Origin of the sequence: Shinella fusca (assembly GCF_014203155.1) — a bacterium.
In the GTDB taxonomy this organism is placed as follows: domain Bacteria; phylum Pseudomonadota; class Alphaproteobacteria; order Rhizobiales; family Rhizobiaceae; genus Shinella; species Shinella fusca.
Genome location: NZ_JACHIK010000015.1, coordinates 87787 through 114011 on the forward strand (window position 1 = coordinate 87787; position 26225 = coordinate 114011).

The 26225-nt window shown below is 66.0% G+C and carries 21 protein-coding genes; 10 read left to right on the top strand and 11 right to left on the bottom strand.

Features of this window, described 5'->3' with window-relative positions; genetic code table 11:
* The first annotated feature begins 222 nt into the window (after positions 1-222).
* Complete coding sequence (gene acs, locus HNQ66_RS18500; RefSeq protein WP_184145656.1) at positions 223-2178, top strand: acetate--CoA ligase; 1956 nt, start codon at positions 223-225, stop codon at positions 2176-2178.
* Between the two features lie 276 nt (positions 2179-2454).
* On the opposite strand, the gene HNQ66_RS18505 is transcribed toward acs, so the two are convergent.
* Positions 2455-2652 carry a DUF1674 domain-containing protein gene (locus tag HNQ66_RS18505; protein WP_184145657.1) on the bottom strand — a complete coding sequence of 66 codons (198 nt, stop codon included), beginning with the start codon at positions 2650-2652 and terminating at the stop codon, positions 2455-2457.
* A 138-nt stretch (positions 2653-2790) separates the two neighbouring features.
* On the opposite strand from HNQ66_RS18505, the gene htpX reads away from it, so the two are divergent.
* The 4 genes from htpX to purH all read left to right on the top strand — a co-directional run bounded on the left by htpX (position 2791) and on the right by purH (position 8671).
* Entirely contained in the window at positions 2791-3756 is a 966-nt protein-coding gene (gene htpX, locus HNQ66_RS18510; protein ID WP_184145658.1) for a zinc metalloprotease HtpX, read from the top strand.
* Complete coding sequence (locus tag HNQ66_RS18515; protein WP_380780304.1) at positions 3753-5162, top strand: RsmB/NOP family class I SAM-dependent RNA methyltransferase; 1410 nt, start codon at positions 3753-3755, stop codon at positions 5160-5162. Before htpX ends, HNQ66_RS18515 begins: the two co-directional genes overlap by 4 nt.
* A gap of 114 nt (positions 5163-5276) precedes the next feature.
* Positions 5277-6959, top strand: coding sequence for a heparinase II/III family protein (locus HNQ66_RS18520; protein ID WP_184145659.1), 1683 nt, complete (start codon positions 5277-5279; stop codon positions 6957-6959).
* A 101-nt stretch (positions 6960-7060) separates the two neighbouring features.
* Positions 7061-8671 (top strand): bifunctional phosphoribosylaminoimidazolecarboxamide formyltransferase/IMP cyclohydrolase, encoded by a 1611-nt coding sequence (gene purH, locus HNQ66_RS18525; RefSeq protein WP_184145660.1) that lies wholly within the window; start codon positions 7061-7063, stop codon positions 8669-8671.
* 52 nt (positions 8672-8723) lie between these two features.
* Here purH and HNQ66_RS18530 read toward each other — a convergent pair whose 3' ends face one another.
* Together HNQ66_RS18530 and HNQ66_RS18535 are read right to left on the bottom strand one after the other, a co-directional pair.
* Positions 8724-10109, bottom strand: coding sequence for an MFS transporter (locus tag HNQ66_RS18530; RefSeq protein WP_184145661.1), 1386 nt, complete (start codon positions 10107-10109; stop codon positions 8724-8726).
* A gap of 82 nt (positions 10110-10191) precedes the next feature.
* Positions 10192-14970, bottom strand: coding sequence for an NAD-glutamate dehydrogenase (locus tag HNQ66_RS18535; RefSeq protein ID WP_184145662.1), 4779 nt, complete (start codon positions 14968-14970; stop codon positions 10192-10194).
* Positions 14971-15243: 273 nt separating this feature from the next.
* On the opposite strand from HNQ66_RS18535, the gene pdxY reads away from it, so the two are divergent.
* Together pdxY and HNQ66_RS18545 are read left to right on the top strand one after the other, a co-directional pair.
* Positions 15244-16119 carry a pyridoxal kinase PdxY gene (pdxY, locus tag HNQ66_RS18540; RefSeq protein WP_184145663.1) on the top strand — a complete coding sequence of 292 codons (876 nt, stop codon included), beginning with the start codon at positions 15244-15246 and terminating at the stop codon, positions 16117-16119.
* Between the two features lie 98 nt (positions 16120-16217).
* Positions 16218-16862, top strand: coding sequence for a carbonic anhydrase (locus HNQ66_RS18545; RefSeq protein ID WP_184145664.1), 645 nt, complete (start codon positions 16218-16220; stop codon positions 16860-16862).
* A 63-nt stretch (positions 16863-16925) separates the two neighbouring features.
* On the opposite strand, the gene HNQ66_RS18550 is transcribed toward HNQ66_RS18545, so the two are convergent.
* From HNQ66_RS18550 to HNQ66_RS18560, 3 genes are all read right to left on the bottom strand, one after another.
* A complete protein-coding gene (locus HNQ66_RS18550; RefSeq protein ID WP_184145665.1) occupies positions 16926-17747 on the bottom strand; it encodes a lytic murein transglycosylase in 822 nt (273 codons plus the stop codon).
* A 185-nt stretch (positions 17748-17932) separates the two neighbouring features.
* Positions 17933-18967: an aspartate-semialdehyde dehydrogenase gene (locus HNQ66_RS18555; protein WP_184145666.1), complete on the bottom strand. Its 1035-nt coding sequence runs from the start codon at positions 18965-18967 to the stop codon at positions 17933-17935.
* A 113-nt stretch (positions 18968-19080) separates the two neighbouring features.
* A complete protein-coding gene (locus HNQ66_RS18560) occupies positions 19081-19356 on the bottom strand; it encodes a hypothetical protein (RefSeq protein WP_184145678.1) in 276 nt (91 codons plus the stop codon).
* Between the two features lie 86 nt (positions 19357-19442).
* Between HNQ66_RS18560 and HNQ66_RS18565 the strand changes: the two genes are divergently transcribed.
* Positions 19443-21332, top strand: a complete 1890-nt coding sequence (locus tag HNQ66_RS18565; RefSeq protein WP_184145667.1) for an MFS transporter — start codon at positions 19443-19445, stop codon at positions 21330-21332.
* Positions 21333-21387: 55 nt separating this feature from the next.
* Here HNQ66_RS18565 and HNQ66_RS18570 read toward each other — a convergent pair whose 3' ends face one another.
* From HNQ66_RS18570 to HNQ66_RS18590, 5 genes are all read right to left on the bottom strand, one after another.
* Entirely contained in the window at positions 21388-22083 is a 696-nt protein-coding gene (locus HNQ66_RS18570) for a phosphatase PAP2 family protein (protein ID WP_184145668.1), read from the bottom strand.
* Positions 22084-22198: 115 nt separating this feature from the next.
* Positions 22199-23311: a 3-isopropylmalate dehydrogenase gene (gene leuB, locus HNQ66_RS18575; RefSeq protein WP_184145669.1), complete on the bottom strand. Its 1113-nt coding sequence runs from the start codon at positions 23309-23311 to the stop codon at positions 22199-22201.
* Positions 23312-23408: 97 nt separating this feature from the next.
* Positions 23409-23789, bottom strand: a complete 381-nt coding sequence (locus HNQ66_RS18580) for a RidA family protein (RefSeq protein WP_184145670.1) — start codon at positions 23787-23789, stop codon at positions 23409-23411.
* A gap of 4 nt (positions 23790-23793) precedes the next feature.
* Entirely contained in the window at positions 23794-24399 is a 606-nt protein-coding gene (leuD, locus tag HNQ66_RS18585; protein WP_184145671.1) for a 3-isopropylmalate dehydratase small subunit, read from the bottom strand.
* A 149-nt stretch (positions 24400-24548) separates the two neighbouring features.
* Complete coding sequence (locus HNQ66_RS18590) at positions 24549-24797, bottom strand: hypothetical protein (protein ID WP_184145672.1); 249 nt, start codon at positions 24795-24797, stop codon at positions 24549-24551.
* A 107-nt stretch (positions 24798-24904) separates the two neighbouring features.
* Here HNQ66_RS18590 and HNQ66_RS18595 point away from each other — a divergent pair, with 107 nt between their 5' ends.
* Positions 24905-25816 (top strand): HpcH/HpaI aldolase/citrate lyase family protein, encoded by a 912-nt coding sequence (locus HNQ66_RS18595; RefSeq protein WP_184145673.1) that lies wholly within the window; start codon positions 24905-24907, stop codon positions 25814-25816.
* Positions 25813-26019: a DUF1737 domain-containing protein gene (locus tag HNQ66_RS18600; protein ID WP_184145674.1), complete on the top strand. Its 207-nt coding sequence runs from the start codon at positions 25813-25815 to the stop codon at positions 26017-26019. The genes HNQ66_RS18595 and HNQ66_RS18600 overlap by 4 nt, the downstream gene beginning before the upstream one ends.
* The last annotated feature ends 206 nt before the right edge of the window (positions 26020-26225 follow it).

Below are 26225 nucleotides of genomic sequence, written 5' to 3' on the forward strand. Positions count from 1 at the left end.
TTCTGTCCGTCCGCGCCGGTGTCGCGGGCCGTGGGGTGTAACCACTATATTTCCGAGAATTCGGCCCTCTATAACCTCACTGTCTCAGAAATGCAATTCTTCAAGCGCAAATGACCTTTTGTCTAATTGCCCGGGGGGCCTGACCTGTTATGTATGGCGACGGAGCCGCGTGGGGCCGGAGGAGATCGGCCTTGCGCCTACATGCGCAGTGAGGAGGAAACCATGTCCGCAAAGACCTATCCGGTGCTGAAATCCGCGAAAAGCCGCGCGCTGATCGACAATGCCACCTACCAGAACTGGTATCGCGAGAGCATCGAGAACCCGGAGCGTTTCTGGGACAAGCACGGCATGCGGATCGACTGGTTCAAGCCCTATACCAAGGTCAAGAACACCTCGTTCAACGGCAAGGTCCCGATCAAGTGGTTCGAGGACGGCATCACCAACGTTTCCTACAACTGTATCGACCGGCACCTGAAGGCGCACGGCGATCAGGTCGCCATCATCTGGGAAGGCGACAACCCCTATATCGACAAGAAGATCACCTATAACGAGCTCTACGAGCACGTCTGCCGCATGGCGAACGTGATGAAGAAGCACGGCGTGAAGAAGGGCGACCGCGTCACCATCTACATGCCGATGATCCCGGAAGCGGCCTATGCGATGCTCGCCTGCGCGCGCATCGGCGCCATCCATTCCGTCGTCTTCGGCGGCTTCTCGCCGGATGCGCTGGCCGGCCGCATCGTCGACTGCGAATCCACCTTCGTCATCACCTGCGACGAGGGCGTGCGCGGCGGCAAGCCGATCCCGCTCAAGGAGAATACCGACACGGCGATCGACATCGCCGCCAAGCAGCACGTCATCGTCGACAAGGTGCTCGTCGTCCGCCGCACCGGCGGCAAGACCGGCTGGGCGCCGGGCCGCGACATCTGGTACCACAAGGAAGTGCTGACGGTGCCGCGCGATTGTCCGCCGGCCCGCATGAAGGCCGAGGACCCGCTCTTCATCCTCTACACGTCCGGCTCGACCGGCAAGCCGAAGGGCGTGCTGCACACGACGGGCGGCTATCTCGTCTATGTCTCGATGACCCACCAGTACGTCTTCGATTATCACGACGGCGATATCTACTGGTGCACGGCCGATGTCGGCTGGGTGACGGGCCATTCCTACATCGTCTACGGCCCGCTCGCCAACCGCGCGACCACGCTGATGTTCGAGGGCGTGCCGAACTTCCCCGATGCCGGCCGCTTCTGGGATGTGATCGACAAGCACAAGGTCAACATCTTCTACACCGCCCCGACCGCGATCCGCGCGCTGATGGGCGCGGGCGACGAGTTCGTCAAGCGCTCCGAGCGCACCTCGCTGCGCCTGCTCGGCTCCGTCGGCGAGCCGATCAACCCGGAAGCCTGGGAATGGTACTACCACACGGTCGGCGAGGATCGCAGCCCGATCGTCGATACCTGGTGGCAGACGGAGACCGGCGGCATCATGATCTCGCCGCTTCCCGGCGCGACGGACCTCAAGCCCGGCTCGGCGACGCGGCCCTTCTTCGGCGTCAATCCGCAGATCGTCGATGGCGAGGGCAAGGTGCAGGAGGGTGCCGCCGACGGCAACCTCTGCATCGTCGACAGCTGGCCGGGACAGATGCGCACCGTCTACGGCGACCACAAGCGCTTCGTCGAGGCCTACTTCTCCACCTACAAGGGCAAGTATTTCACGGGTGACGGCTGCCGTCGCGACGAGGACGGCTATTACTGGATCACCGGCCGCGTCGACGACGTGCTCAACATTTCCGGCCACCGGCTCGGCACCGCGGAAATCGAATCGGCGCTCGTCTCGCACCATCTCGTCTCGGAAGCGGCCGTGGTCGGCTATCCGCACGGCCTCAAGGGACAGGGCATCTATTGCTACGTCTCGCTGATGGCCGGCGAGGAAGGCACCGACGCGCTCCGCCAGGACCTCGTCAAGCATGTGCGCAAGGAGATCGGCCCCATCGCCACGCCGGACAAGATCCAGTTCGCCCCCGGCCTGCCGAAGACCCGCTCCGGCAAGATCATGCGCCGCATCCTGCGCAAGATCGCCGAGGACGATTTCGGCTCGCTCGGCGACACCTCGACACTCGCCGATCCGGCCGTCGTCGACGACCTGATCGCCAATCGCCAGAACAAGGCAGCTGACTGACCGGCGCCCCAGGGAAAACGAAACGGCGGCCATCGGCCGCCGTTTTCATTTGAGGGTGTGTGTGGTGCACTCCAGTAAGCCGGCCCTGCCCTCCACTCCCTCCGCCGTCATCCACGGGCTTGACCCGAGGATCCATCTCCACGGTGTACCGATTGCGTGGATGGTTGGGTCAAGCCCGACCATGACGACAGAGGGGGCGAGGAAGGGAGAAGGTGAAGAGGAAGACGAAGGCGCGGAGAAACGCCGGGGGAACGAAATCCTGAGCCGGATTCCTCCTCAGAAGTCGATCGCCCGGCCCTTGATCTCCCAATCGCCGAAGCGGGCCGGGTCCTCGCCGCCGCGGCCGCCGATCTCCGGCGCCCGCTCGACGGGCCTTGCGGCCTTGCGGCGCTCCTCGGCCTCCTGCAGCGCGCGCTGGGCGGCGGGCGAAAGGACCTTGCGGCCGTCGGAATGATTGTCGTTGTCGTTCTGCATGAAAATCGGCATCCTGTCCGGATATTGAAGAATTCCTGCCTGCTTCCCATCATATAGGAGCGTGACGGCGCTGTGGAAAGCGCTGATTCACGTGAAACATATGCTTGACACGCACAGTCCGACAGGAGCCGAAACCGCATGAACCTCGTTCGCACAGCCATGCTTCTCGCCGTCATGACGGCGCTTTTCATGGGCGTGGGCCTGCTCATCGGCGGCAAGGGCGGCATGATGATTGCCTTTCTCGTCGCGGTGGCGATGAACTTCTTCTCCTACTGGAACTCCGACCGGATGGTGCTGTCCATGTATGGCGCCAAGGAGGTCGATGAGCGCTCCGCGCCGGAATATTACGGCATCGTGCGCGATCTCGCGCAGCGGGCCGGCCTTCCGATGCCCCGCGTCTTCGTCATCAACAGCGACCAGCCGAATGCCTTTGCCACGGGCCGCAACCCGGAAAACGCCGCCGTCGCCGCCTCGACCGGCCTTCTCAATGCTCTCTCCTACGAGGAGGTGGCGGGCGTGATGGCGCACGAGCTCGCCCATGTGCAGAACCGCGATACGCTGACCATGACGCTGACGGCGACGCTCGCCGGCGCGATCTCCATGCTCGCCAACTTCGCTATGTTCTTCGGCGGCGGGCACAGCCGCGAGAACAACAATCCGCTCGGCTTCATCGGCGTCCTGATCGCGATGATCGTCGCGCCCTTCGCTGCCATGCTGGTGCAGATGGCGATCAGCCGCACGCGCGAATATTCCGCCGACCGGCGCGGCGCGGAGATCTCCGGCAACCCGCTGGCGCTCGCCTCCGCCCTGCGGAAGATCGCCACGGCCGCCGGCCGCATCCCCAACGAAGCGGCCGAGCACAATCCCGCGACGGCGCATATGTTCATCATCAATCCGCTCTCGGGCGAGCGTATGGATAACCTGTTCTCGACCCATCCGGACACGGAAAACCGCATCGCGGCGCTGCAGGAAATGGCGCGCGGGATGCAGGCCCGCTCGACGGAACCTGTCCGGGCTGATAATCCGTCACGCAAATCGCGCTCCGTTCCGACGACCGGCTGGGGCCGCGGTGGTTCCGAACCGCCCAAAGGTCCCTGGTCTTGAACGACGACACGCAGAAGAAAAGAACGCATCCGAAACACCGCCCCGGCAGGGGCCCGAGGCCCGTTGCCGATGCGGCCGCCGGCCATCCGGAAAAGCCGGGCCTGCGTGCCCGCCAGGCCGCTGCGAAGATCCTTGCCGCCGTGGTGGACCGCCGGACGCCGCTCGACGGCATGCTGGACCTCGAGAACGGTAACCCGGCCTATAAGCAGCTGAACGATGCCGACCGGGCGCTGGTGCGCGCCATCCTCAACACGGCGCTGCGTCATCTTCCGCGTATCGAGGCGATCCTCGACACGCTCGTCGGCACGCCGCTGCCGGAGGGCGCCCGGGCCCTTCACCATGTCCTGACGGTCGCCGCCGCGCAAATCCTCTATCTCGATGTGCCGGATCATTCCGCCGTCGACCTTGCCGTCGAGCAGGCGCAGATCGACCCGCGCAACCGCCGTTTCGCCAGCCTCACCAATGCGGTGCTGCGCCGGCTGTCGCGCGAAAAGGGTGCGCATCTCGATGCGACCCATGTGGTTTCGGTCGTCCCCGCCTGGTTCCATGAGCGGCTCGTCGCCATCTACGGGCGGGAGCATGCGGCGCGCATCGCGCAATCGCTGCTCGAACCTTCCGCCATCGACCTCACCGTCAAGTCCGATCCCGAGGGCTGGGCCGCGCGGCTCGGCGGGCTCGTCCTGCCGACGGGTTCCGTCCGCCTTCCCGCCGGCTCGGGCGCCATCCCGGCGCTCGAAGGCTTCGAGGCCGGCGAATGGTGGGTTCAGGACGCCGCCGCAAGCCTTCCGGCAAAGCTGTTCGGCGATCTTGCGGGAAAGCGCGTCGCCGATCTCTGTGCAGCCCCCGGCGGCAAGACGGCGCAGCTTGCGCTTGCCGGCGCCGACGTCACCGCGCTCGACCAGTCCGGCAATCGCCTGAAGCGGCTCATCGGCAATCTCGACCGGCTCGGCCTCTCCGCTACGGCGGTCGAAGCGAACATGGCGGACTATCGGCCCGACGCTCTTTTCGACGCGGTGCTGCTCGATGCGCCCTGCTCCTCCACCGGCACGATCCGCAAGCATCCGGACGTGCTGTGGACCAAGGGGCCGGAGGATATCGGAAAGCTCGCGCGCCTGCAGGAGCGGCTGCTGCGCCATGCGCTGACGCTGGTGAAGCCCGGCGGCGAGCTGGTCTTCTCCAATTGCTCGCTCGATCCCGCCGAGGGCGAGGAGATGGTCACCCGCGTGCTGACCGACCATCCGTCCTGGCATGTCGTGCCCGTCGATCCCGCCGACTGGCCAGGGCTGGAAGCGGCGATCTCCCCGCGCGGCGAGTTCCGCACCACGCCCGCCATGCTGCCGGCGACCGAGGACCATGCCGGCGGCCTCGACGGCTTTTATGCCGTTCGGCTGAAGAACGGCGGCTGAGTGGAAAATTCCCTCCCGGATCTGGCCGCCGTCATCAACAGTCCATCGGCAGGCGGTGAATTGACGCCGCTCCTCTCCTCGGCCTACCTATAGGCAAGGAGGCACTCGTTAACCATGCAGCTTTCCGACCGGCAGCGGCTTCTCTATCTGTATCTGCGTGAGGGTTGGCGCCGGTTCTCGCGAAGGCTCGCCGTGGGCCGCATCAGTGCCTTGCGCTTTTCCGGCGGCGCGCCGGACCGCCTCGTCGTCGCGCCGACGGACCTGCATCCCGCCGATTCCTTTGCCGGCGAAGAAATTGTCGGCGGCCGCTTTCCGCTCGCCGGCCGCGTTCTCGAATGCGACGGCGAATCGCCCTTCGCGCTGGAGCTTCCGTCCGAGGAATTCGCCGTGCGCCTCCATTCCTTCGGCTGGCTGCGCCACCTGCGGCTGGTCGATCCGGAAAAGGCCGCGCATACCGCCCGCTTCATCGTCGACGACTGGCTGCACAGCCACGGCCGCGTCATCGGCGGGCTTGCCTGGCGGCCGGACGTGGCGGCGCAGCGCATCATCGCCTGGCTTTCCCACTCGCCCGTCGTGCTGAAGGATGCCGATTATCCCTTCTACCGCCGCTTCCTGAAGAGCCTCGCCTTCCAGGTGCGGTACCTGCGCCATGTGGCCGATACGACGCGCGACGGGGAGCCGCGGCTGCGCGTGCGCATCGCGCTCGCCATGGCCTCGATCGCCATGCCGGCGTCCGGCTCCAGGATGCGGCGTGCCGCGCGCCACCTCAATGAAGAGCTCGACCGGCAGATATTGCCAGACGGCGGCCATTGCTCGCGCAATCCGCGCGCCGCGCTCGATCTCCTGCTCGACCTGCTGCCGCTGCGCCAGACCTATGTCAATCTCGGCCACGACATGCCGGCGCAGCTCATCCCCTCCATCGACCGGATCTATCCGGCGCTGCGCTTCTTCCGCCACCAGGGCGGGGAACTCGCGCTCTTCAACGGCGCGACCTATACGCTGGCGAACGAGCTGATGTCGGCGCTGCGCTACGACGAGACCGGCGGGGCGCCGTTCAAGGCCCTGCCGTCGATCAATTACGACCGCCTCGCCGTGAAGGACACGGTCGTGCTGATGGATACCGGCCGGCCGAAATCCGTCGACCTTTCCGCGACCGCTGCCGCCGGCACGCTCTCCATCGAGATGTCCTCCGGGCGCAACCGCTTCATCGTCAATTCCGGCCGGCCGCGCTTTGCCGGCGAGGCGCTGCGGCAGATGTCGCGCACCACGGCCGCCCATTCCGTCGCGACGCTGAACGATAGCTCCTCCTCCCGCATCTCGACCTCCCGCTTCCTCGGGCCGATCGTCATCGGCGGCGTCAGCAAGGTGGAGGTGGCGCGGACCGAGCGGGAATCGGGCGCCGACGGGATCACCGCGACGCATGACGGCTATCTCGAACGGTTCGGCCTCCTCTACGAGCGGGATATCCTCATCGCCTCCTCGGGACGGGAAATCCGCGGGCGGGAGCGTTTCTTCAAGCCGGCCGATCCCTCGGCTCCGCCCGGCGCCGGAACGGCCGTCGTGCGCTTCCATATCCACCCGACCATCCAGCTCTATCGCGCCTCGGACAACGAGACGCGGCTGGTGGCGCCGGACGGCGAGGTCTGGGCGCTCATCTGCCTCGACGTGCCGGTGGAGGAGGAAGAGGACGTCTTCTTCGCCGATCCGTCCGGCATCCGGGCCTCGCGCCAGCTCTCCCTCACCATGCCGCTTGCCGCCCTGCCGGAGGTTCAGTGGTCGCTGGTGCGCCAGCGCTGAGATTTCCCGGCGCTTCGCGGTTTTCTCGCGGCGGCGGCTGTGATAACGGGGCGCATGACCATCCCGCCCCTCCTCCCCGGGGCACCAGAACGGAGCGTCCCATGGCCGTCATTTCCAAGAAAATCCCCGCCCCCGATCGCGTTGCCCTGCGCACCGCGCTGCTGTCGGTGTCCGACAAGGCGGGCATCGTCGATCTCGCCCGGGCGCTCGCCGCAAAGGGCGTGAGGCTGCTGTCGACCGGTGGCACGCACAAGGCGCTTCGTGACGCCGGCCTCGACGTGACGGACGTTTCCGAGGTCACGGGCTTTCCGGAGATCATGGACGGGCGCGTCAAGACGCTGCATCCCTCCGTGCATGGCGGGCTTCTGGCGATCCGCGACGATGCCGAGCATGTCGAGGCGATGAAGGCGCACGGCATCGGCGCCATCGACCTTGCCGTCATCAACCTCTATCCCTTCGAGGAGGTGCGCGCCAAGGGCGGCGACTATCCGACGACGGTGGAGAACATCGATATCGGCGGCCCGGCGATGATCCGCGCGGCGGCCAAGAACCATGCCTATGTGACGATCCTCACCGATCCGGCGGATTATGCCGCGCTCATCGAGGAGCTTGCCGAGGGCTCGACCTCCTATGCCTTCCGCCAGCGCATGGCGGCAAAGGCCTATGCCCGCACGGCGGCCTATGACGCGGCGATCTCCAACTGGTTCGCCGAGGCGCTCGACATTTCCATGCCGCGCCACCGGGTCCTCGGCGGCGTCCTGAAGGAAGAGATGCGCTACGGCGAGAACCCGCACCAGAAGGCGGGCTTCTACGTCACCGGCGAGAACCGGCCCGGTGTCGCCACCGCAACGCTGCTGCAGGGCAAGCAGCTTTCCTACAACAACATCAACGACACGGACGCCGCCTTCGAGCTGGTCGCCGAGTTCCTGCCGGAGAACGGCCCGGCCTGCGCAATCATCAAGCACGCCAACCCTTGCGGCGTCGCCACCGGCAAGACGCTGAAGGAGGCCTATGCCCGGGCGCTCGCCTGCGATCCGGTCTCGGCCTTCGGCGGCATCATCGCGCTCAACTCGACGCTCGACGGCGAGACGGCGGAGGAGATCGTCAAACTCTTTACCGAGGTCATCATCGCGCCGGATGCGGACGAGAAGGCCCGCGCCATCATCGCCGGCAAGCCGAACCTGCGCCTCCTCGTCACCGGTGCCCTGCCCGATCCGCGTACCCCCGGCCTTTCCGCCAAGACGGTCTCCGGCGGCTTCCTCGTGCAGGGCCGCGACAACGGCATGGTCGAGGACCTGGAGCTGAAGGTCGTCACCAGGCGCGCGCCGACGGCGCAGGAGCTTGAGGACATGAAGTTCGCCTTCAAGGTCGCCAAGCACGTCAAGTCGAATGCCGTCGTCTATGCCAAGGACGGGCAGACGGCGGGCATCGGCGCCGGCCAGATGAGCCGCGTCGATTCCGCCCGCATCGCCGGGCTGAAGGCCGAGGAAGCGGCCAAGGCCATGGGCCTTGCCGAGCCGCTGACGCGCGGCTCCGCCGTCGCCTCGGAAGCCTTCCTGCCCTTCGCCGACGGCCTCCTCTCGGCGATTGCCGCGGGCGCCACGGCGGTGATCCAGCCAGGCGGCTCGATGCGCGATGCGGAGGTGATCGCCGCCGCCGATGAGGCGGGCGTCGCCATGGTCTTCACCGGCATGCGCCATTTCCGCCACTGAGCCGGAGTCTTCGCCGGTGTCGAAGCGCCCCGCTTGCGGGGCGTTTTGCGTTTCAGGCCTCGACCTTGGCGGCCGGATAGGGTGTGCGCAGGAGGAGCAGGAAGCCGGCGAGAAGGAAGACGACGAGCGCCATCATGCCGAGCCGCGCCGAGTCCGTGGCGCTGGTGACGAGCGCGACGGAGAGCGGGGCGAGGAAGGACGTCGCGCGGCCCGAAAGGGCATAGAGGCCGAAATAGCGGCCGGCCTCGTCGGGATGGACGCTTCTTGCGAGATAGGAGCGCGCGGAGGCCTGCACGGGGCCGAAGGCGAGGCCGATAAGGAGGCCGTAGAGGATATAGGCCTTTTCTGCGGCGGTGCCGAAAAGCCCGCCGGAATCGGCTGCCGGCAGGGGGATGAGCCCGAACAGGGTGAAGCCCGGGCCGGTGGAGACGATGCCGACGGTCGCGACCGTCAGGCAGACGAGGCTGACGACGACCACGCTCTTCGAGCCGAGGCGCGCGTCCAGCCGGCTGGCATAGAGGCAGCCGCCGATGGCGACGACATTGAGGATGATGCCGTAGACGCCGAGTTCGAAGGTCTGCCAGGCGAACATGCCGGCCGCGAAGGTGCCGCCGAGCGCCAGGAGGCCGTTGACGCCGTCCTGGTAGATCATGCGCGCCACGAGGAAGCGCAGGATGCCCGGCTTGTTCCTGAGATCGCGGAGGGCGGCGGAAAGATCGGTGAAACCGGCGCGCACGGCGGCAGCGATCGGCAGGCCGCGTCTCTGGTCCGGCGTGAAGAAGAACATCGGCAGGATAAAGACGAAATACCAGACGGCCGAGATCGGCCCGGTGATGCGCGCATCCTCGCCCGTCGCCGGATCGAGACCGAAGAGCGGGGGAATGCCGATCGCCGTCCTGCCGGTTTCGGGGTTGGCGGACAGCAATGCCACGACCGCGATCAGCACGATCATGCCGCCGAGATAGCCGAGGCCCCAGGCGATGTTGGAGATGCGCCCCGTCTCGGCCGGGCTGACAAGACGCGGCATCATGGAATCGTTGAAGACGATGGAGAATTCCGCCGCCACGGTTGCCAGCACGATCATCGCCATGGCGAAGACGAGGCTGCTGCCGGGCGCGGCGTTCCAGAGGGGGAGAAGCGAGAGGATCTTTATGACGGCAAAGGTCGCGATCCAGGGTTTTCGCGCGCCGGAGGCGTCGGCGATGGAGCCCATGATCGGGGCAAGAAGCGCAATGACGATGCCGGCGATGGTGAGCGTGTAGCTCCAGGCGGCCTGTCCGGCGGCGGGATCGGCCGCCAGCCGCGAGACGAGATAGGGCCCGAAGATGAAGGTGGTGATGACCGTGAAGAACGGCTGCGCCGCCCAGTCGAACAGCATCCAGCCTGCAATGCCGAGGCGGCTTGCGCGCGGCTCCCGGCCTTCCGAAACACCCGTCATCGCCCCTCCCGTCGACAGGGCGATCGCGCCCGTCCTCAGCCGGCTAACGGACCTTTCCGCCCGTCAGCCGGCCCGGACTGTGTCATTTCGCCCTTTCCTGCGCAAGGTCGCTGAGGACGCCGGCGGCGACGGAGACCTTGGCGAGGGTCGCCTCGCCCGCTTCCGTCAGCGCGGAGAGGTTCGCCGTCACCCGCGTGAGCCGTCCCTTCTCCGCCTGCTGCCAGGCGGCAAGCGGCGCCTTGTCGCCCTTGTAGCGGGTGAGGATGGCGGTCGCGAGATCGCGGCGCGCATTGGCGATGTCAGTGAGGCTGCGCTGCAGGGCGAGCGCCTCGTAGAGATCGCCCGTCGGGATACGGCTTGCGGACGACAGCAGCCGGCCGATGTTCAGCGCGGCGCTGATGCCGGCGAAGGTCTGCGCCGTCTTGCCGAGGTTGTCGCCGGTGGCGCTCGCGATCAGCATGACCTCCGGCACGAAGGTCAGCATGGAGAGCGTGGCGATCTCCTCCGCCAGCTCCGTCGGCACGCCCTCGTCCTCATAGGCATGGGCCTTGCGGCGGGTCTCGTCGGCGGCGGTCTCCGAGACCAGCGTGGCAAGGTTCGGCCGGAGCTGCTTCAGCGCCTGCCTCAGCTTGTGGATCGCCTCGCTCATTGGGCCGGACACGGCGCCCGTCGTCAAAAGCAGGCCGGTGACGGCGGCGTAGATGCGGCCGATCTCCTCGTAGAGGTCGTTCTGCACGGAGCCGGACACCACGTTGTCCAGCGCATCGACGCCGGCATAGAGCGCTTGCAGGCCGTAGCCGTCGCGGGCGATGACGGCCGCCTTCACGGCGTCTGCCGGGCCGAAGCCGGTGCCGTCGGTGAGCGTGGTGACGAAGGCCGGTCCGCCCCGGTTGATCACCTCGTTGGCGAGGATCGTCGCAATGATCTCGCGGCGCAGGCGGTGCGAGAGGATGTCATCCGCATAGGCCTTCTGCATCTTGGCCGGGAAATAGCCGGTCAGCGTCGGCTCGAAATAGGGCTCGTCCGGCAGGCTCGTGTGGACCAGCTCGTCGAACAGCACCAGCTTGGCATAGGAAAGCAGTACGCCGATCTCCGGCCGCGTCAGCGGCTTGCCGGCCTGGTAGCGCTCGGCGAGCGTGCGGTCGTCGGGCAGCGTCTCGACCTTGCGGTTGAGCTGGCCGGCGGCCTCCAGCCGGTCCATCAGGCGCGTCAGCGGCGCACGGTTGGCCGCGCCCTGCTTTTCGGTGAGCGAGATCGCCAGCGATTGCAGGTAGTTGTTGCGCAGCACGAGATGGCCCACCTCGTCCGTCATCGAGGCGAGCAGCACGTTGCGCTTGGCGCGCGTCAGCCGCTCGTCGCGCATGGCCGAGGCGAGCGCGATCTTGATGTTGACCTCGACGTCCGAGGAATTCACGCCGGCCGAATTGTCGATGGCGTCGGAGTTGCAGCGCCCGCCCTTGAGGCCGAAGGCGATGCGGCCGCGCTGCGTCACGCCGAGGTTGGCCCCTTCGCCGATCACCTTGGCCCGCACGTCGTCGGCGACGATGCGGATCGGGTCGTTGGCGCGGTCGCCCACCTCCGCGTCCGTCTCGTTCTGGCCGCGGATATAGGTGCCGATGCCGCCGAACCAGAGAAGATCGACCGGCGCCTTCAGGATCGCCGTCATGATCTCGAAGGGGGTGGCCTTGGCCTTGTCGATGCCGATGGCGGCCATGGCCTCCGGCGTCAGCGTCACGGATTTTTCCGTGCGCGGAATGATCATCGCGCCCTTGGAGAGCACCGAGCGGTCATAGTCCTGCCAGCTCGAACGCGGCAGGTTGAACATGCGGCGGCGCTCGGCGAAGGACGTATCGATATCCGGGTTGGGATCAATGAAGATGTCGCGGTGGTCGAAGGCGGCGATCAGCCGGATCTTGCGCGACAGCAGCATGCCGTTGCCGAAGACGTCGCCCGACATGTCGCCGACGCCGGCGACGGTGAAGGGCGTCTTCTGGATGTCGATGTTCATCTCGCGGAAATGGCGCTTGACGGTTTCCCAGGCGCCGCGGGCGGTGATGCCCATCTTCTTGTGGTCGTAGCCGGCCGAGCCGCCCGAGGCAAAGGCGTCGTCGAGCCAGAAGCCGGCTTCCTGCGCAAGGCCGTTCGCCGTGTCGGAGAAGGTCGCCGTGCCCTTGTCGGCGGCGACGACGAAATAGGGGTCGTCCCCGTCGAGCCGCACCGTATCGGCCGGCGGCACGACGTCCTGGCCGACGATATTGTCGGTGACGGAAAGCAGGGTGCGGATATAGGTCTTGTAGGCCTCGGTGCCGGCCTTGAAGACCGCCTCGCGGTTGCCGCCGGCGGGAAGCTGCTTGGGATAGAAGCCGCCCTTGGCGCCGACCGGCACGATGACCGCGTTCTTCACCTGCTGCGCCTTGACGAGGCCGAGCACTTCGGTGCGGTAGTCCTGCGCGCGGTCGGACCAGCGAAGGCCGCCGCGGGCGACCTTGCCGAAGCGCAGGTGCACGCCCTCGACCTCCGCGCCGTAAACGAAGATCTCGCGGAAAGGCCGCGGCTCGGGCAGGCCTTCGAGCTGTTTGGGGTCGAGCTTGATCGCCAGCGTCTTGCGCGGCCTGCCGTCGGCATCGTGCTGGAAGTAGTTGGTGCGCAGCGTCGCGCCGATGGCGTTGACGTAGCGGCGCAGGATCCGGTCCTCGTCGAGGCTCGGCACCTTTGTCAGCGCCTCCTCGATGGCGGCCGAGAGCTCGGTGGATTTCTTCTCCCGCTGCCGTTCGGAGAGTTTCGGGTCCAGCCGTGCGTCGAACAGGCGGAAGAGATCGGCGGCGATCGCCGGATACTTGTTCAGCGTATCGGCGATATAACCCTGCGAATAGGCGATGCCCGTCTGACGCAGGTAGCGTGAATAGGTGCGCAGCGCCATGATCTCACGGGCCGAAAGGCCGGCGGCGAGGATGAGGCGGTTCAGCGCGTCGTCGTCCACCTCGCCGTGCCAGGCGGCGAGGAACGCCTCCTCCAGCATCGGGCTCAGCTTGGGATTGATCTCCAGCCCCTCGCGCTGCTTCAGCTCCATGTCGTGCAGGATGACGCGGCGCTCGCTGCCGTCGGGATCGGTGAGCATCAGGACGTGCGTCTGCTCGCTGACGACGTTGAAACCGAGGTTTTCCAGCAGCGGCACGCGCCGCGACAGCGAGACCGGCTCGCCGGCATGGAATATCTTCAATTCGACCGTGCTCGGATCGGTGTTCCAAGCCTTGCGGTAGAAGGCGATGCGGATCGGATTCTCCGCCGTCGCCGTGGTGATGAGGGCAAGGTCCGCATGGGCCTCGGTGGGCGTGAAGTCCTCCTGGTAGCCGCGGTCGGTGACGAGCCGCACACCGTCGGGATCGGACAGCGCCTCGAAGCGGTCGGTCCAGCGCGTCGCGATCTCGCGCACGGCCTGTTCAAGCTTTGCCTGCGGAATGCGTGGCGTCTTGCCGCCGGATCGGCCGATGATGAAGTGGACGCGGGCAAGGCCGCCCTCCGGGAAAGCCGGATAATAGGCCGAGACGCGGCCGTCGTAAGCCGACTTCAGGAAATTGCCGATCTTCTCGCGCACGTCCGAATCGTACTGCTCGCGCGGCACGTAGACGATGACCGAGACGAAGCGGTCGAAGCGGTCGATGCGCGGCAGCACGCGGATGCGCGGCCGGTCGGAGAGCTCGTTGATCTGCTCGCAGAAGGTGGAAAGCAGGCCGGTGTCGATCTGGAAGAGATCGTCGCGCGGGTAGGATTCCAGCGTGTTGATCAGCATCTTGCCGGAATGGCTCTTCGGGTCGTAGCCGAAATGCTCGACGACGGCCTCCACCTTGGAGCGCAGGAGCGGGATCTGCCCGGCGGCGTGCGTATAGGCGGTCGAAGTGAAGAGGCCGACGATGCGCAGTTCGCCCACCACCTTGCCCTTCTCGTCGAAGCGTTTCAGGCCGACATAATCCATATAGGCGCGGCGGTGCACGAGGGACTTCACGTTGGCCTTGGTGACGATGAGGAAATCCGGGCCTTCGAGGAATTCGAGGATTTCCGGCGTCGTCGTCACGGCGTCCTTGCCAAGGCGCAGCACGCGCACGTCCGGATCGGAGAGAATGCCGAGACCCTCGCCGCCGCGTTCCACCGTGGCGGCCTCACCCTTGCCGGAATAGGTGTATTCCCGCATGCCGAGGAAGGTGAAGTTGTTGCCGCGCAGCCAGTCGAGGAAGGCGAGCGCCTCGCTCTTGCCGGGCTTGTCCTTGGCGTAGCGCTCCATGTCGGCCATGGTGCTGCCGAGCTTTTCCAGCATGGCGGGCCAGTCGTCGACGGCGAGGTGGACCTGGTCCAGCACGGTCTTCATGCGCTCGACGAGCGAGGCGGCCTCGCCCGGCGAAAGCTCGGACAGGTGGATCTCGATATGGCTTATGCGCTGGGCGGGATCGCTCTCCTCGTCCGGCGAGAAGAGCTTCGGCGCCTCGCCCGGCGCCACCACGAGGATCGGGTGGACGGCAAGGTGGATGTCGCGGTGCGTGCTCGTCACCTCGCCCATCACCGAATCGTAAAGGAACGGCTGGTTGCGGTCGGTGACGGAAAGGATCGAGACGGGCTGGCCCTGCGGCGCCACCTCCGGCAGCGTCGTGACGGTGACGCGCGGCTCGCTGCCGTCGAAGGCCTCGATCTCGGCCATGGCATGGGCGGCGGCGGCGGCCAGCATCTCGCCGGTATAGTGCTCGATGTCGTCCTTGCTGGCCCGCCCGAAAAGAATGTCCGGGTTCAATGTCCTTGCGCCGAGGGCGGCTGCTGCGGCCTTTGCGGCCTCGATGTGTTTTTCTCGTTTCACGTTGGTCCTGGCACCCATGGAATTCTCCCTCGAATCCGATGCCGGGACGTTAGCAGAAGAAAAAACACCTGCAGCGAAATTTGTGATTTTCCGAGAAAATTCAATCGATTTTGTCCAAAACAGGTCAGTTCTACTGTCGTTTCGTCGTGAATTTCCTGTTTTTTCGTCGAAAAGCAGCCCGAAACCGGCCGAAGCCTCTCGGAGGCACTTGTCGGGATGGATGTTCGATGCCGCGGGCGTTGACAGGAATGAGCCGCCTTGCGATCACTCGGCCAGGAAAGGGAGCCGGCTATGAACGAGAGCGACAAGGGCACGGTCATCGTGATTTCGAGCCATGTGGTGCGCGGCACGGTGGGCAACCGCGCCGCCGTCTTTGCGCTCGAAACGCTCGGCCATCCGGTCTGGGCGCTGCCGACCGTCATCCTGCCCTGGCATCCCGGTCACGGCCGGTCGACGCGGGTGCCGGTCTCGGCCGAGGATTTTGACGCGATCGTCTCCGACCTCATCCGCGCGCCCTGGCGCGGCGAGGTGAAGGCCGTGCTCTCCGGCTATCTCGGCAGCGCCACGCAGGCGCGTTCCGTGGCCCGGCTGGTGGAGAGCCTTCGGGCCGACAATCCCGACCTGCTCTACATGTGCGATCCCGTCTGCGGCGACGACCGCGGCCTCTACGTGCCGGAGGAAACGGCGGCGGCAATCCGCGACAGCCTCATTCCGCTCGCCTCGGTGGCGACGCCCAACCGCTTCGAGCTCGCCTGGCTTGCCGGCGCGCCGCTGGAAACCAATGCGGCGATCATGGAAGCGGCCCTGTCGCTCGGCCCGCCGCGCATGCTCGTCACCTCCGCCCTGCCGATGATGGCGGGCAGCACGGGCAACCTGTATCTCTCCGGCACCGGCGCGCTGCTCGCCGAGCACCGCATCGTGCCGAACCCGCCGAACGGCACGGGGGACCTGCTTTCGGCGATCTTCCTCTCCCGCCTGATGGAAGGCCTGCCGGAGGAACGCGCATTGATGACGGCGACGGCCAGCGTCTTCGAGATCGTCGCGCGCACGGCAAAGCGCGGTGCCGACGAGCTGACGCTGGAGCAGGACGCCTCCAGCATTTCGACGCCGATGGCCATGGTGCAGATGCGCCGCCTGATGCATCCCGGCCAGATCCGCCGGCGCTGAACGATCCGGTCTTGCGCCGTGCCGCCCGGAATGGTTTATGCGGAAAGCCGGATGGAGCCTCGTCCGGCGGATCGTCCGCACGGGAGTATTCCGACGCCATGAACCGCTTTCCCGATCGTCTCATGAATGGCTACCGCAACTTCATGTCCGGCCGCTATGCCGAGCAATCGGCGCGCTACCGGGCGCTGGCCGAGACGGGCCAGAAACCGAAGACGCTGGTGATCGCCTGTTGCGATTCCCGCGCCGCGCCGGAGACCATCTTCGACTGCGGGCCGGGCGAGCTCTTCGTCGTGCGCAACGTCGCCAACCTCGTGCCGCCCTATGAGCCGGACAGCCAGTTCCACGCCACCTCCGCCGCCCTCGAATTCGCCGTCCAGTCGCTGAAGGTCAGCGACATCGTGGTGATGGGGCACGGGCGCTGCGGCGGCATTTCCGCCGCGCTCGACCCCGATGCCGAGCCGCTGTCGCCCGGCGACTTCATCGGCCAGTGGATGGGTATGCTGAAGCCCGTCGCCGAGCAGATCCAGGGCGCCGAGCTCCTCACCAAGGCGGAGCGCCAGCGCGCGCTGGAGCGCGTTTCCATCCGCAACTCGCTCTCCAACCTCAGGACGTTCCCCTGTGTCCGCATCCTGGAGGAGAAGGGCCGCCTGCAACTGCACGGCGCCTGGTTCGACATCTCCAGCGGCGAATTGTGGATCATGGACGCCAAGACCGGCGATTTCCTGCGGCCGGACGAAATGTAAAACCCGGCCGGGTTTCCCCGGCCGGGCTCGTCTTCGATAGAGGGTCGTGCCCGCCTTCGGCGGTCAGCGGCCGTCGATTTCCGCGCCGATGATGGCGATGGCGCGCTGGTAGACGCTGGCCGCGTTCCAGCCCTGCAGGGCCGCGAAATTCGGCTCGCCCGGCTGGTAGCCGGCACCGGCGCTCCAGCCGTGGCCGCGCAGGAAGTTCGCCGTCGAGGCGAGCGCGTCGGCCTTCGAACCGACGAGGTCGATATGGCCGTTGCCGTCGCCGTCGGCGCCGTATTTCAGCACGTTGACCGGCAGGAACTGGGTCTGGCCGATCTCGCCATGGGCCGCGCCGCGGGCCGTGGGGCTGAGAATGCCCTTCTGCACGAGCTGGAGGGCCGCGTAGAACTGGTCGGTGAAGTAGTCGGAGCGGCGGCAGTCATAGGCGAGCGTGGCGACGGCCGAGAGCGTGTGCTCCTTGCCGAGGAAGCCGCCGAAGCCGGTCTCCATGCCCCAGATGGCGAGCAGCGGGCCGGCCGGAACGCCGTAGCGGCTCTCGATGCGGGCGAAGAGGGCGGCGTTCTGCTGCTTCAGGCTCTTGCCGCGGCGAATGATCGTCGGGCCGCCGCGCTTCTGCATGAACTGGTCGAGCGAGAGCTTGAAGCTCTTCTGGCCGCGGTCGGCGCGGATCGTCGCGCGCGCATAGCCGATATTGGAGAAGGCCTTGTCCAGCGTCGAGCGGCTGATGCCGCGGGCGGCCGCCTCGCCCTTGAATGCCTCGGCCCAGGCCGGAAAACCGCCCGCGTCGTTGCCGCACCTGGCAGCTTCGGCAGTTGCCGGAACCGCTGCCGTGGCGATCATTACGGCCAGCACCTTGGCCACGCTCTTTGCCATGCCCATGAAAAACCCCGTGATCCTTGTCTTTTGCGCTGCGGGAGCTGCCGCGCTCCCTGTCCTGCGTCGTCGCTGCAAAGCGAAGTCCCGATTGTCCTTTGACGGAACAACCGGGACTTTTATTTAAAACCGATTAACGGATCGTTGCCACATTTGTGAGGAAGCGTGGAAATTCTCCGTCCCGCCCCGGATCAGGCGGCCTGCTTCTTCGCCTTGATCAGGCCGCGGGCGATGAGCAGTTCCGCGATCTGGACGGCGTTGAGGGCGGCACCCTTGCGCAGGTTGTCGGAAACGACCCACATGTTGAGGCCGTTCTCGACCGTCGCGTCCTCGCGGATGCGCGAGATGTAGGTGGCGTCCTCGCCTGCCGATTCGTACGGCGTGATGTAGCCGCCGTTCTCCTGCTTGTCGATGACCTGGCAGCCCGGCGCCTCGCGCAGGATCTCGCGGGCCTCGTCGGCGGTGATTTCCTTCTCGAACTCGATGTTGACCGATTCGGAATGGCCGATGAAGACCGGAACGCGCACGGCCGTGCAGGTCACCTTGATCTTCGGGTCGAGCATCTTCTTGGTCTCGGCCAGCACCTTCCACTCTTCCTTCGTGTAGCCGTCTTCCATGAACACGTCGATGTGCGGGATGACGTTGAAGGCGATGCGCTTGGTGAACTTCTTCGATTCGATCGGGTCGGCGACGAAGACGGCGCGGGTCTGGTTGAAGAGCTCGTCCATGCCGTCCTTGCCGGCGCCGGAGACCGACTGGTAGGTCGACACCACGATGCGCTTGATCGTGGCGCGGTCGTGCAGCGGCTTCAGCGCGACGACGAGCTGGGCGGTCGAGCAATTCGGATTGGCGATGATGTTCTTCTTGGTGAAGCCGGCGATGGCGTCGGGGTTCACTTCCGGAACGATCAGCGGCACCTCGGCGTCGTAGCGCCAGGCCGAGGAGTTGTCGATTACGACGCAGCCCTGCGCGCCGATCTTCGGCGAATACTTCTGCGAGACCGAGCCGCCGGCCGACATCAGGCAGATGTCCGTGTCGGAGAAATCGTAGTTCTCGAGGTTCTGCACCTTCAGCGTCTTGTCGCCGAAGGAGACCTCGGTGCCGATGGAGCGGCTGGAGGCGAGCGCGACGACTTCGTCGGCCGGGAAACCGCGTTCGGACAGGATGTTCAGCATTTCACGGCCGACATTGCCGGTCGCGCCGGCGATTGCGATCTTGAAACCCATGTCTAAAGCTCTCTTTCTCTGTCTCTCCGCGGGTTCAGGAGGTAAAACCCGCCGGCCGAAGCGCGGGTTTCGGTCCCCGGCCATACCGGGGAGAGAGCGGTGGGCCAGAGACGTCAGACGGTTTTCGTCGTCGTTTTGGCCGTTGTTTTGGAAATCGATACGCAATGGCGAACCCGCCCGGCGTTGAAGGCCGGAGCGATCATGCGGGCGATGGCGATCCCAAGGCGGTACATGGCGGTTCCTTTGCGTGCGTGCTGAATACGCTCATCTGCCGAAGAGTCAAGCCTTGCGTGGAGGGGAAGCCCGCCCGCGACAAAAGTCGTACGCCGAAAGTCATAAGCCCAAAGCAGCGCTGCTTTCGCCGCGCGAATTCTGACATCTTCCGCCAAGGCGCACCCTGTCTGGCGTTTTCGGGAGAAACTCCGGACCTCTCCGTGGGGCTGCCCGACACGCCGTTTTTGTGGAGGACAATCAAATGGCAAATGTTTCGACCGTGGGCAGCGCAAAGGCGGCGCCCATGACGAGCGAGCAGAAGAAGGTGATTTTCGCCTCCTCGCTCGGCACCGTCTTCGAGTGGTACGATTTCTATCTTTACGGTTCGCTGGCGATCTATATCGGCGCCACCTTCTTCAGCCAGTATCCGGAAACGACGCGCAACATCTTCGCGCTGCTCGCCTTCGCCGCCGGCTTCCTCGTCCGCCCGTTCGGCGCGCTGGTGTTCGGCCGCCTCGGCGACCTCGTCGGGCGCAAGTACACCTTCCTCATCACCATCCTGATCATGGGTATGTCGACCTTTATCGTCGGCCTCCTGCCCGGCGCCGCCACGATCGGCATCGCCGCGCCGATCATCCTGATCGCGCTGCGCATGCTGCAGGGCCTGGCGCTCGGCGGTGAATACGGCGGTGCCGCGACCTACGTCGCCGAACATGCGCCGGACGGCCGGCGCGGCTACTTCACCTCCTGGATCCAGACCACGGCGACGCTCGGCCTGTTCCTGTCGCTTCTCGTCATCCTGGCGGTGCAGTTCGCCCTCGGCAAGGAAGATTTCGCCGCCTGGGGCTGGCGCATCCCGTTCATCGTCTCGGTCGTCCTGCTCGGCGTGTCCGTCTGGATCCGCATGAAGATGAACGAATCGCCCGCCTTCCAGAAGATGAAGGAAGAGGGCAAGGGCTCCAAGGCACCGCTGACGGAAGCCTTCGGCCAGTGGCGCAATGCCAAGATCGCGCTTCTGGCGCTCTTCGGCGCCGTCGTCGGCCAGGCCGTCGTCTGGTATGCCGGCCAGTTCTACGCGCTGTTCTTCCTGACGGGCGTGCTGAAGGTCGACGGCCAGTCGGCCAACATCATGGTCGCCATCTCGCTGGCGATCGGCACCGGCTTCTTCGTCTTCTTCGGCTGGCTGTCGGACAAGATCGGCCGCAAGCCGATCATCATGGCCGGCCTGCTGCTCGCCATGCTGACCTACTTCCCGCTGTTCAAGGCCCTGACCTGGGCCGGCAACCCGGCGCTCGCCGAGGCGCAGGACACGATCCGCGCGACGGTCACCGCCGCACCGGGCGACTGCAAGTTCCAGTTTAACCCGACCGGCACGGCGAAGTTCACGACGTCCTGCGACATCGCGACCTCGTTCCTGACCCGTAATTCCGTGCCCTATGACGTCGTCACCACGGCGGCGGCCGGCACGCCCGCAACGGTCCAGATCGGCGACAAGACGATCGCCAGCTACGACGCCGTCGCAGCAGGCGATCAGGCCAAGGGTCTCGACGCGGCGTTCCAGAAGCAGACGAACATCGCGCTCCACGACGCCGGCTATCCGCTGGTCCGTGGCGCGGCGAAGGTTCCGGACTCCAAGCTCGACGCCTTCGTCGCCGCCAATCCGGAGCTCGCTCTGGATGCGACCGCGATCCGCGCCGGCGAGAAGGCCAGCATGCCCGCCGCCGATCTCGTCGCCGGCAAGCTGCTGACGGCCGACGAAGCCAACGGCGTCACCGATATGGCCGTTTACACGATTGCCGGCGGCGGTGCCTACACCATGGTCGCCGACCCCGCCAACGTGAACTGGGTCACGATCATCGCCGTGCTGACGGTCCTCGTGATCTACGTCACGATGGTCTACGGCCCCATCGCCGCGCTGCTGGTCGAGCTCTTCCCGACCCGCATCCGCTACACTGGCATGTCGCTGCCCTATCATATCGGCAACGGCTGGTTCGGTGGCCTGCTTCCGGCCATGGCCTTCGCCATGAGCGCGGCGGAGGGCGATATCTACTACGGCCTGTGGTATCCGATCGTCTTCGCAGGCATCACGCTCGTCATCGGCCTTCTCTTCCTGCCGGAAACGAAGGACCGCGACATCCACGCCATGGATTGATCTCCCCCTTCCGATCCGTTCATGGCGAACCGGCCCGCGTTAACGCGGGCCGGTTTTATTTCGGCTTGCCGGAAAGCGCCTTCGGCAACGGCCAGCCGCGCGCGTCGAAGCGGAAGAGCCAGTCCCGGCGGGCGAAGAGGAAGGCGACGGCGATGGCCGTCCACAGGCCCAGCAGCAGCCCGGCGGCGACATCGCTCGGATAGTGCGCGCCGAGGATGACGCGCGAGACGCCGATCGCCAGCGCGCCGGCAAGGAAGAGCGGGCGCAGCCGCGGAACCAGCATGGAAAAGGCGCCGAAGAAGGCACCCACCGCCGCCGAATGACCGGAGGGGAAGCTGGCATAGAGGTTGTCATAGGCAAAGGGCGTCAGGCTGTAGGCGCCGAGATCGGCGAAAAGCTCCGGCCGGGCGCGCCCGACGATCAGCTTGGCGAGGTGCACGAATGCGCTCGTCGCGCCGATGGTGAGGAAGAAGTAGAGCGACAGGCGCGTTACGGACCGGGCCCGGCCGGCGGCCGTTCCGTTGCCGAGCGCCCGATGGACGGCATAGGCGAGGATGACGAGGACGCCGGAGCCGTAGATCATCCACCGGAACGTGCCGAAATCGGTGATATGCGCATTGAAGGCGACGATGGCGCCGGGAAGGCCCCGGGCGTGCCGGGAGATGGCGGGATCGAAGGGAACGAGCGCCGCGAGGAGGACGACGGTGGCGGCGAGGATCCAGAGCGAGGAGGTCGCGAACGATCGGTTCATGAGTATCCCTTGAAAAGACGTGGCTTCCATGTGTCGGGAAAAGCCGGCTTTTCAAGGGAGGCGAACGAAAAAAGCTCCCGGACATGCCGGGAGCCTCGCTGTCCAATAAGCCGGTTCAGGCCGAGAGTTTCCGGAAGGCGGAAAGGATGGTGTCGCCCATTTCCGAGGTGCCGACCTTGCGGCAGCCTTCGGCCATGATGTCGCCGGTGCGCACGCCGCTGTCGAGGACTTCGGCGATGGCCTTTTCAAGGTTGTCGGCTTCCTTGACCATGTTGAACGAGTAGCGCAGGCACATGGCGAAGGAGGCGATCATGGCGATCGGGTTGGCGATGCCCTTGCCGGCAATGTCCGGCGCCGAGCCGTGCACGGGCTCGTAGAGTGCCTTGCGCTGGCCGGTCTTGGCGTCCGGGGCGCCGAGCGAGGCGGACGGCAGCATGCCGAGCGAGCCCGTCAGCATGGCCGCGACGTCGGAGAGCATGTCGCCGAAGAGGTTGTCCGTCACGATGACGTCGAACTGCTTGGGCGCGCGCACGAGCTGCATGCCGCCGGCATCGGCCAGCATGTGCTCGAGCTGCACGTCCGAATAGCTGCGCTTGTGCGTCTCCGTCACGACCTGGTTCCAGAGAACGCCGGACTTCATGACGTTGCGCTTTTCCATCGAGCAGACGCGGTTGTTGCGGGTGCGGGCCAGCTCGAAGGCGACGCCGGCGATGCGCTCGATCTCGTAGGTGTCGTAGACCTGGGTGTCGATGCCGCGCTTCTGGCCGTTGCCGAGGTCGATGATCTCCTTCGGCTCGCCGAAATAGACGCCGCCCGTCAGTTCGCGCACGATGAGGATGTCGAGGCCTTCGACGAGCTCGGGCTTCAGCGAGGAGGCGTTGGCAAGCGCCGGATAGCAGATGGCCGGGCGCAGGTTCGCGAAGAGCTTCAGGTCCTTGCGCAGGCGCAGGAGGCCGGCTTCCGGACGGACTTCATAGGGAACGGCATCCCATTTCGGGCCGCCGACGGCGCCGAACAGCACGGCGTCCGCCGCAAGCGCCTTCTCCATGTCGCCTTCCGAGATCGCCGCGCCATGGGCATCGTACGCGCAGCCGCCGACGAGGCCTTCGTCGGTCTCAAAGCCGGCGCCGAGTTCGGCGTTCATATAGGCGATGATCTTGCGGACTTCCGCCATGGCTTCCGGGCCGATGCCGTCGCCGGGCAGGAGGAGGAGGGTACGCGCTGTCATGGGATTTTCCTTGATGTCACGGAAGGGTTGCGCGCTTCTTAGCGCAACTTCCGTTCAAGGAAAATCATTCGAAGGAAAGATTTTTGCGCGGGTCCGCTCAGCTTTGGCGTAGCGCCGTGACCTCGATCTCGATCAGCATTTCCGGCCGGATCAGGCCGCAGACCACCATGGTGGCGGCGGGGCGGACCGTGCCGAACGTCTCGCCGAGAATCGGGAAGACGCGGGTCGCGAAGGCGGCCTCGGTCACGTAGTAATGGCAGCGCACCACGTCGGAAAAGGAAAAGCCGGCCTCGTCCAGAACCTTGCCGATGGTGGCAAGGCAGTTGCGCGTCTGGTCCTCGACGCTCTCCGGCATGGCCATGGTGGCATAGTCGTAGCCGGTCGTGCCGGACACGAAGCACCAGTCGCCGGAAACGACGGCGCGCGAATAGCCCGCCGTCGCTTCGAATGGGGAGCCGGACGAGATCAGCCGGCGCATGGCCTTACGCCCAGGGGCGGGAGGACGCGGTCTTCTTCTCGAAGCTGTCGATGGAGGTCGCCTTTTCCAGCGTCAGGCCGATGTCGTCGAGGCCGTTCAGCAGGCAGTGGCGGCGGAAGGCATCGATCTCGAAGCCGATGCGGCCGCCGTCGGGGCCGGTGATTTCCTGGGCTTCGAGGTCCACGGTCAGCACGGCGTTGGAGCCGCGGCTGGCGTCGTCCATCAGCTTGTCGAGGTCTTCGGGGCTGACGACGATCGGCAGGATGCCGTTCTTGAAACAGTTGTTGTAGAAGATGTCGGCGAAGCTCGTGGAGATGACGCAGCGGATGCCGAAGTCGAGCAGCGCCCACGGCGCATGCTCACGCGAGGAGCCGCAGCCGAAATTGTCGCCGGCCACCAGGATCGTGGCGTTCTGGTAGGCGGGCTTGTTCAGCACGAAATCCGGGTTCGGCGTGCCGTCCTCGTTGTAGCGCGCCTCGGCGAAGAGGCCCGTGCCGAGGCCGGTGCGCTTGATCGTCTTGAGGTAATCCTTCGGAATGATCATGTCCGTGTCGATATTGACGACGGGAAGCGGCGCGGCGACGCCGGTCAGCTTGACGAACTTGTCCATGCGGAAACCCTCGGAATACGGTGATGTCGGTTGCTGAAGCGTTTAGAGCAGTTTTCCCGGGATTTGAAGGGAAAACTTGCCGATGGGCCGCAAACGCAGCCGCCGGGCGTGAAAAACGCCCGGGTGTCCTTGTCGGAACGAAGCCTCTCTCAGAGGTCGATGATCGTGCCGCGGCCGTCGTTCCAGATGCGCGGCTCGCGCTGGCCGGGTGCCCGGCGATCGTTGCGGGCGGTCGCACGCACGGGAGCCGGCTGGAGCTTTGCGGCAAGCATGGAGCCGATCATCAGCACGGAAACGATGCCGGCGATGGCAAGGCCAACGGAGGCGGCGAACAGGAACGTCGCGCCGGCGATCATCATGGCGAGGATGGTGAAGACGATGGAGCGGATACGCTGCATTTTGATTTGCCCTTTCTCTGAGAGCAATGTGGGGGTCGATTTTGTCCATTGCAAGGCCGAAATCGCAGGTGCTTGCCGGCTGCGGCAAAGCGCGGCACAAAGGTGGGATGAACAGGACACCGCACCACCACCCGCTTCGCCTTCGCCGCTCCGTGCTCAGCGTTCCCGCCGCCAACGGCCGGGCGCTCGCCAAATCGAGGACGCTCGATTGCGACGCGATCATCTTCGACCTCGAGGATTCCGTCCTGCCGGAGAAGAAGGCGGAGGCGCGCGCCGCGCTCGTTTCGCATTTCACCGCGCTCGACCGCACGTCCGGCCGCGAGCATGTCATCCGCATCAATCCGCTCGAAGGACCGGACGGCGCGCTCGACCTCGAAACGGTGCTCGCCTGCATGCCCGATGCGGTGCTTTTGCCTAAGGTCTCGGAGCCGCAGGAGGTGCTCACTGTCGCCGACTGGCTTTCCGAGGCCGGGGCGGATGACGGGCCGCGCCTGTGGGCGATGATCGAGACGGCGGCCAGCCTCCTCAACCTCGCCGCCATCGCCGAGATCGGCCGCACCCATGGCGGCCGGCTCGACTGCTTCGTCGTCGGCCTCAACGACCTGCGCAAGGAGACCGGCATCGCCGACATGGCCGGCCGTCCCTTCCTCGTGCCGCTGCTGCTTCAGGTGGTCGTCGCCGCGCGCGCCTCGGGGCTCGACGTCGTCGACGCCGTCTTCAACGACTTTTCCGACGAGGACGCCTTCGAGGCGGAATGCCGGCAGGCCCGCCAGATGGGGTTCGACGGCAAGATGCTGATCCATCCCGTGCAGATCGAGGCGGCCAACGCAGCCTTCGGCGTGACGGAGGCCGAGGCCGCCGAGGCGCTCGCCATCGTCGCCGCCTTCGCCGCGCCGGACAATGCCGGCAAGGCCGTCGTCAACATTGCCGGCCGCATGGTCGAAAAGCTCCACGCCGACCAGGCCGGGCGCCTGCTCGCCAAGGTCGACCTGATCAACGAGAGAAAGACGAAAACATGAAAGTCTACCGCTTCCTGACCGCCCCGGACGATGCATCCTTCTGCCACAAGGTGACGCTGGCCCTCAACAAGGGCTGGGACCTGCACGGCTCGCCGACCTACGCCTACAATGCCGAGGCCAAGGTCATGCAATGCGGCCAGGCCGTGGTGAAGGACGTTCCGGGCAAGGAGTATACGCCGGATATCAAGCTGTCGGAGCAGTGAGGGCGCGTTAAGCCAGCTCTCCCTCCTCCGTCATCCTCGGGCTTGTGTGGATGAGATGTGGTTTACTTGCTTGCATCGGCCGGGATGCGCATCCCGGCCGATGCAGGCAGGGGCCGGGATGCGCATCCCGGCCGATGCAGGCAGGTGGCCGTTCCCTCGGGTTGGCTTTGAAGGCCGCGGTCGAGCAAGGCCCTGCCTGCTCCCTT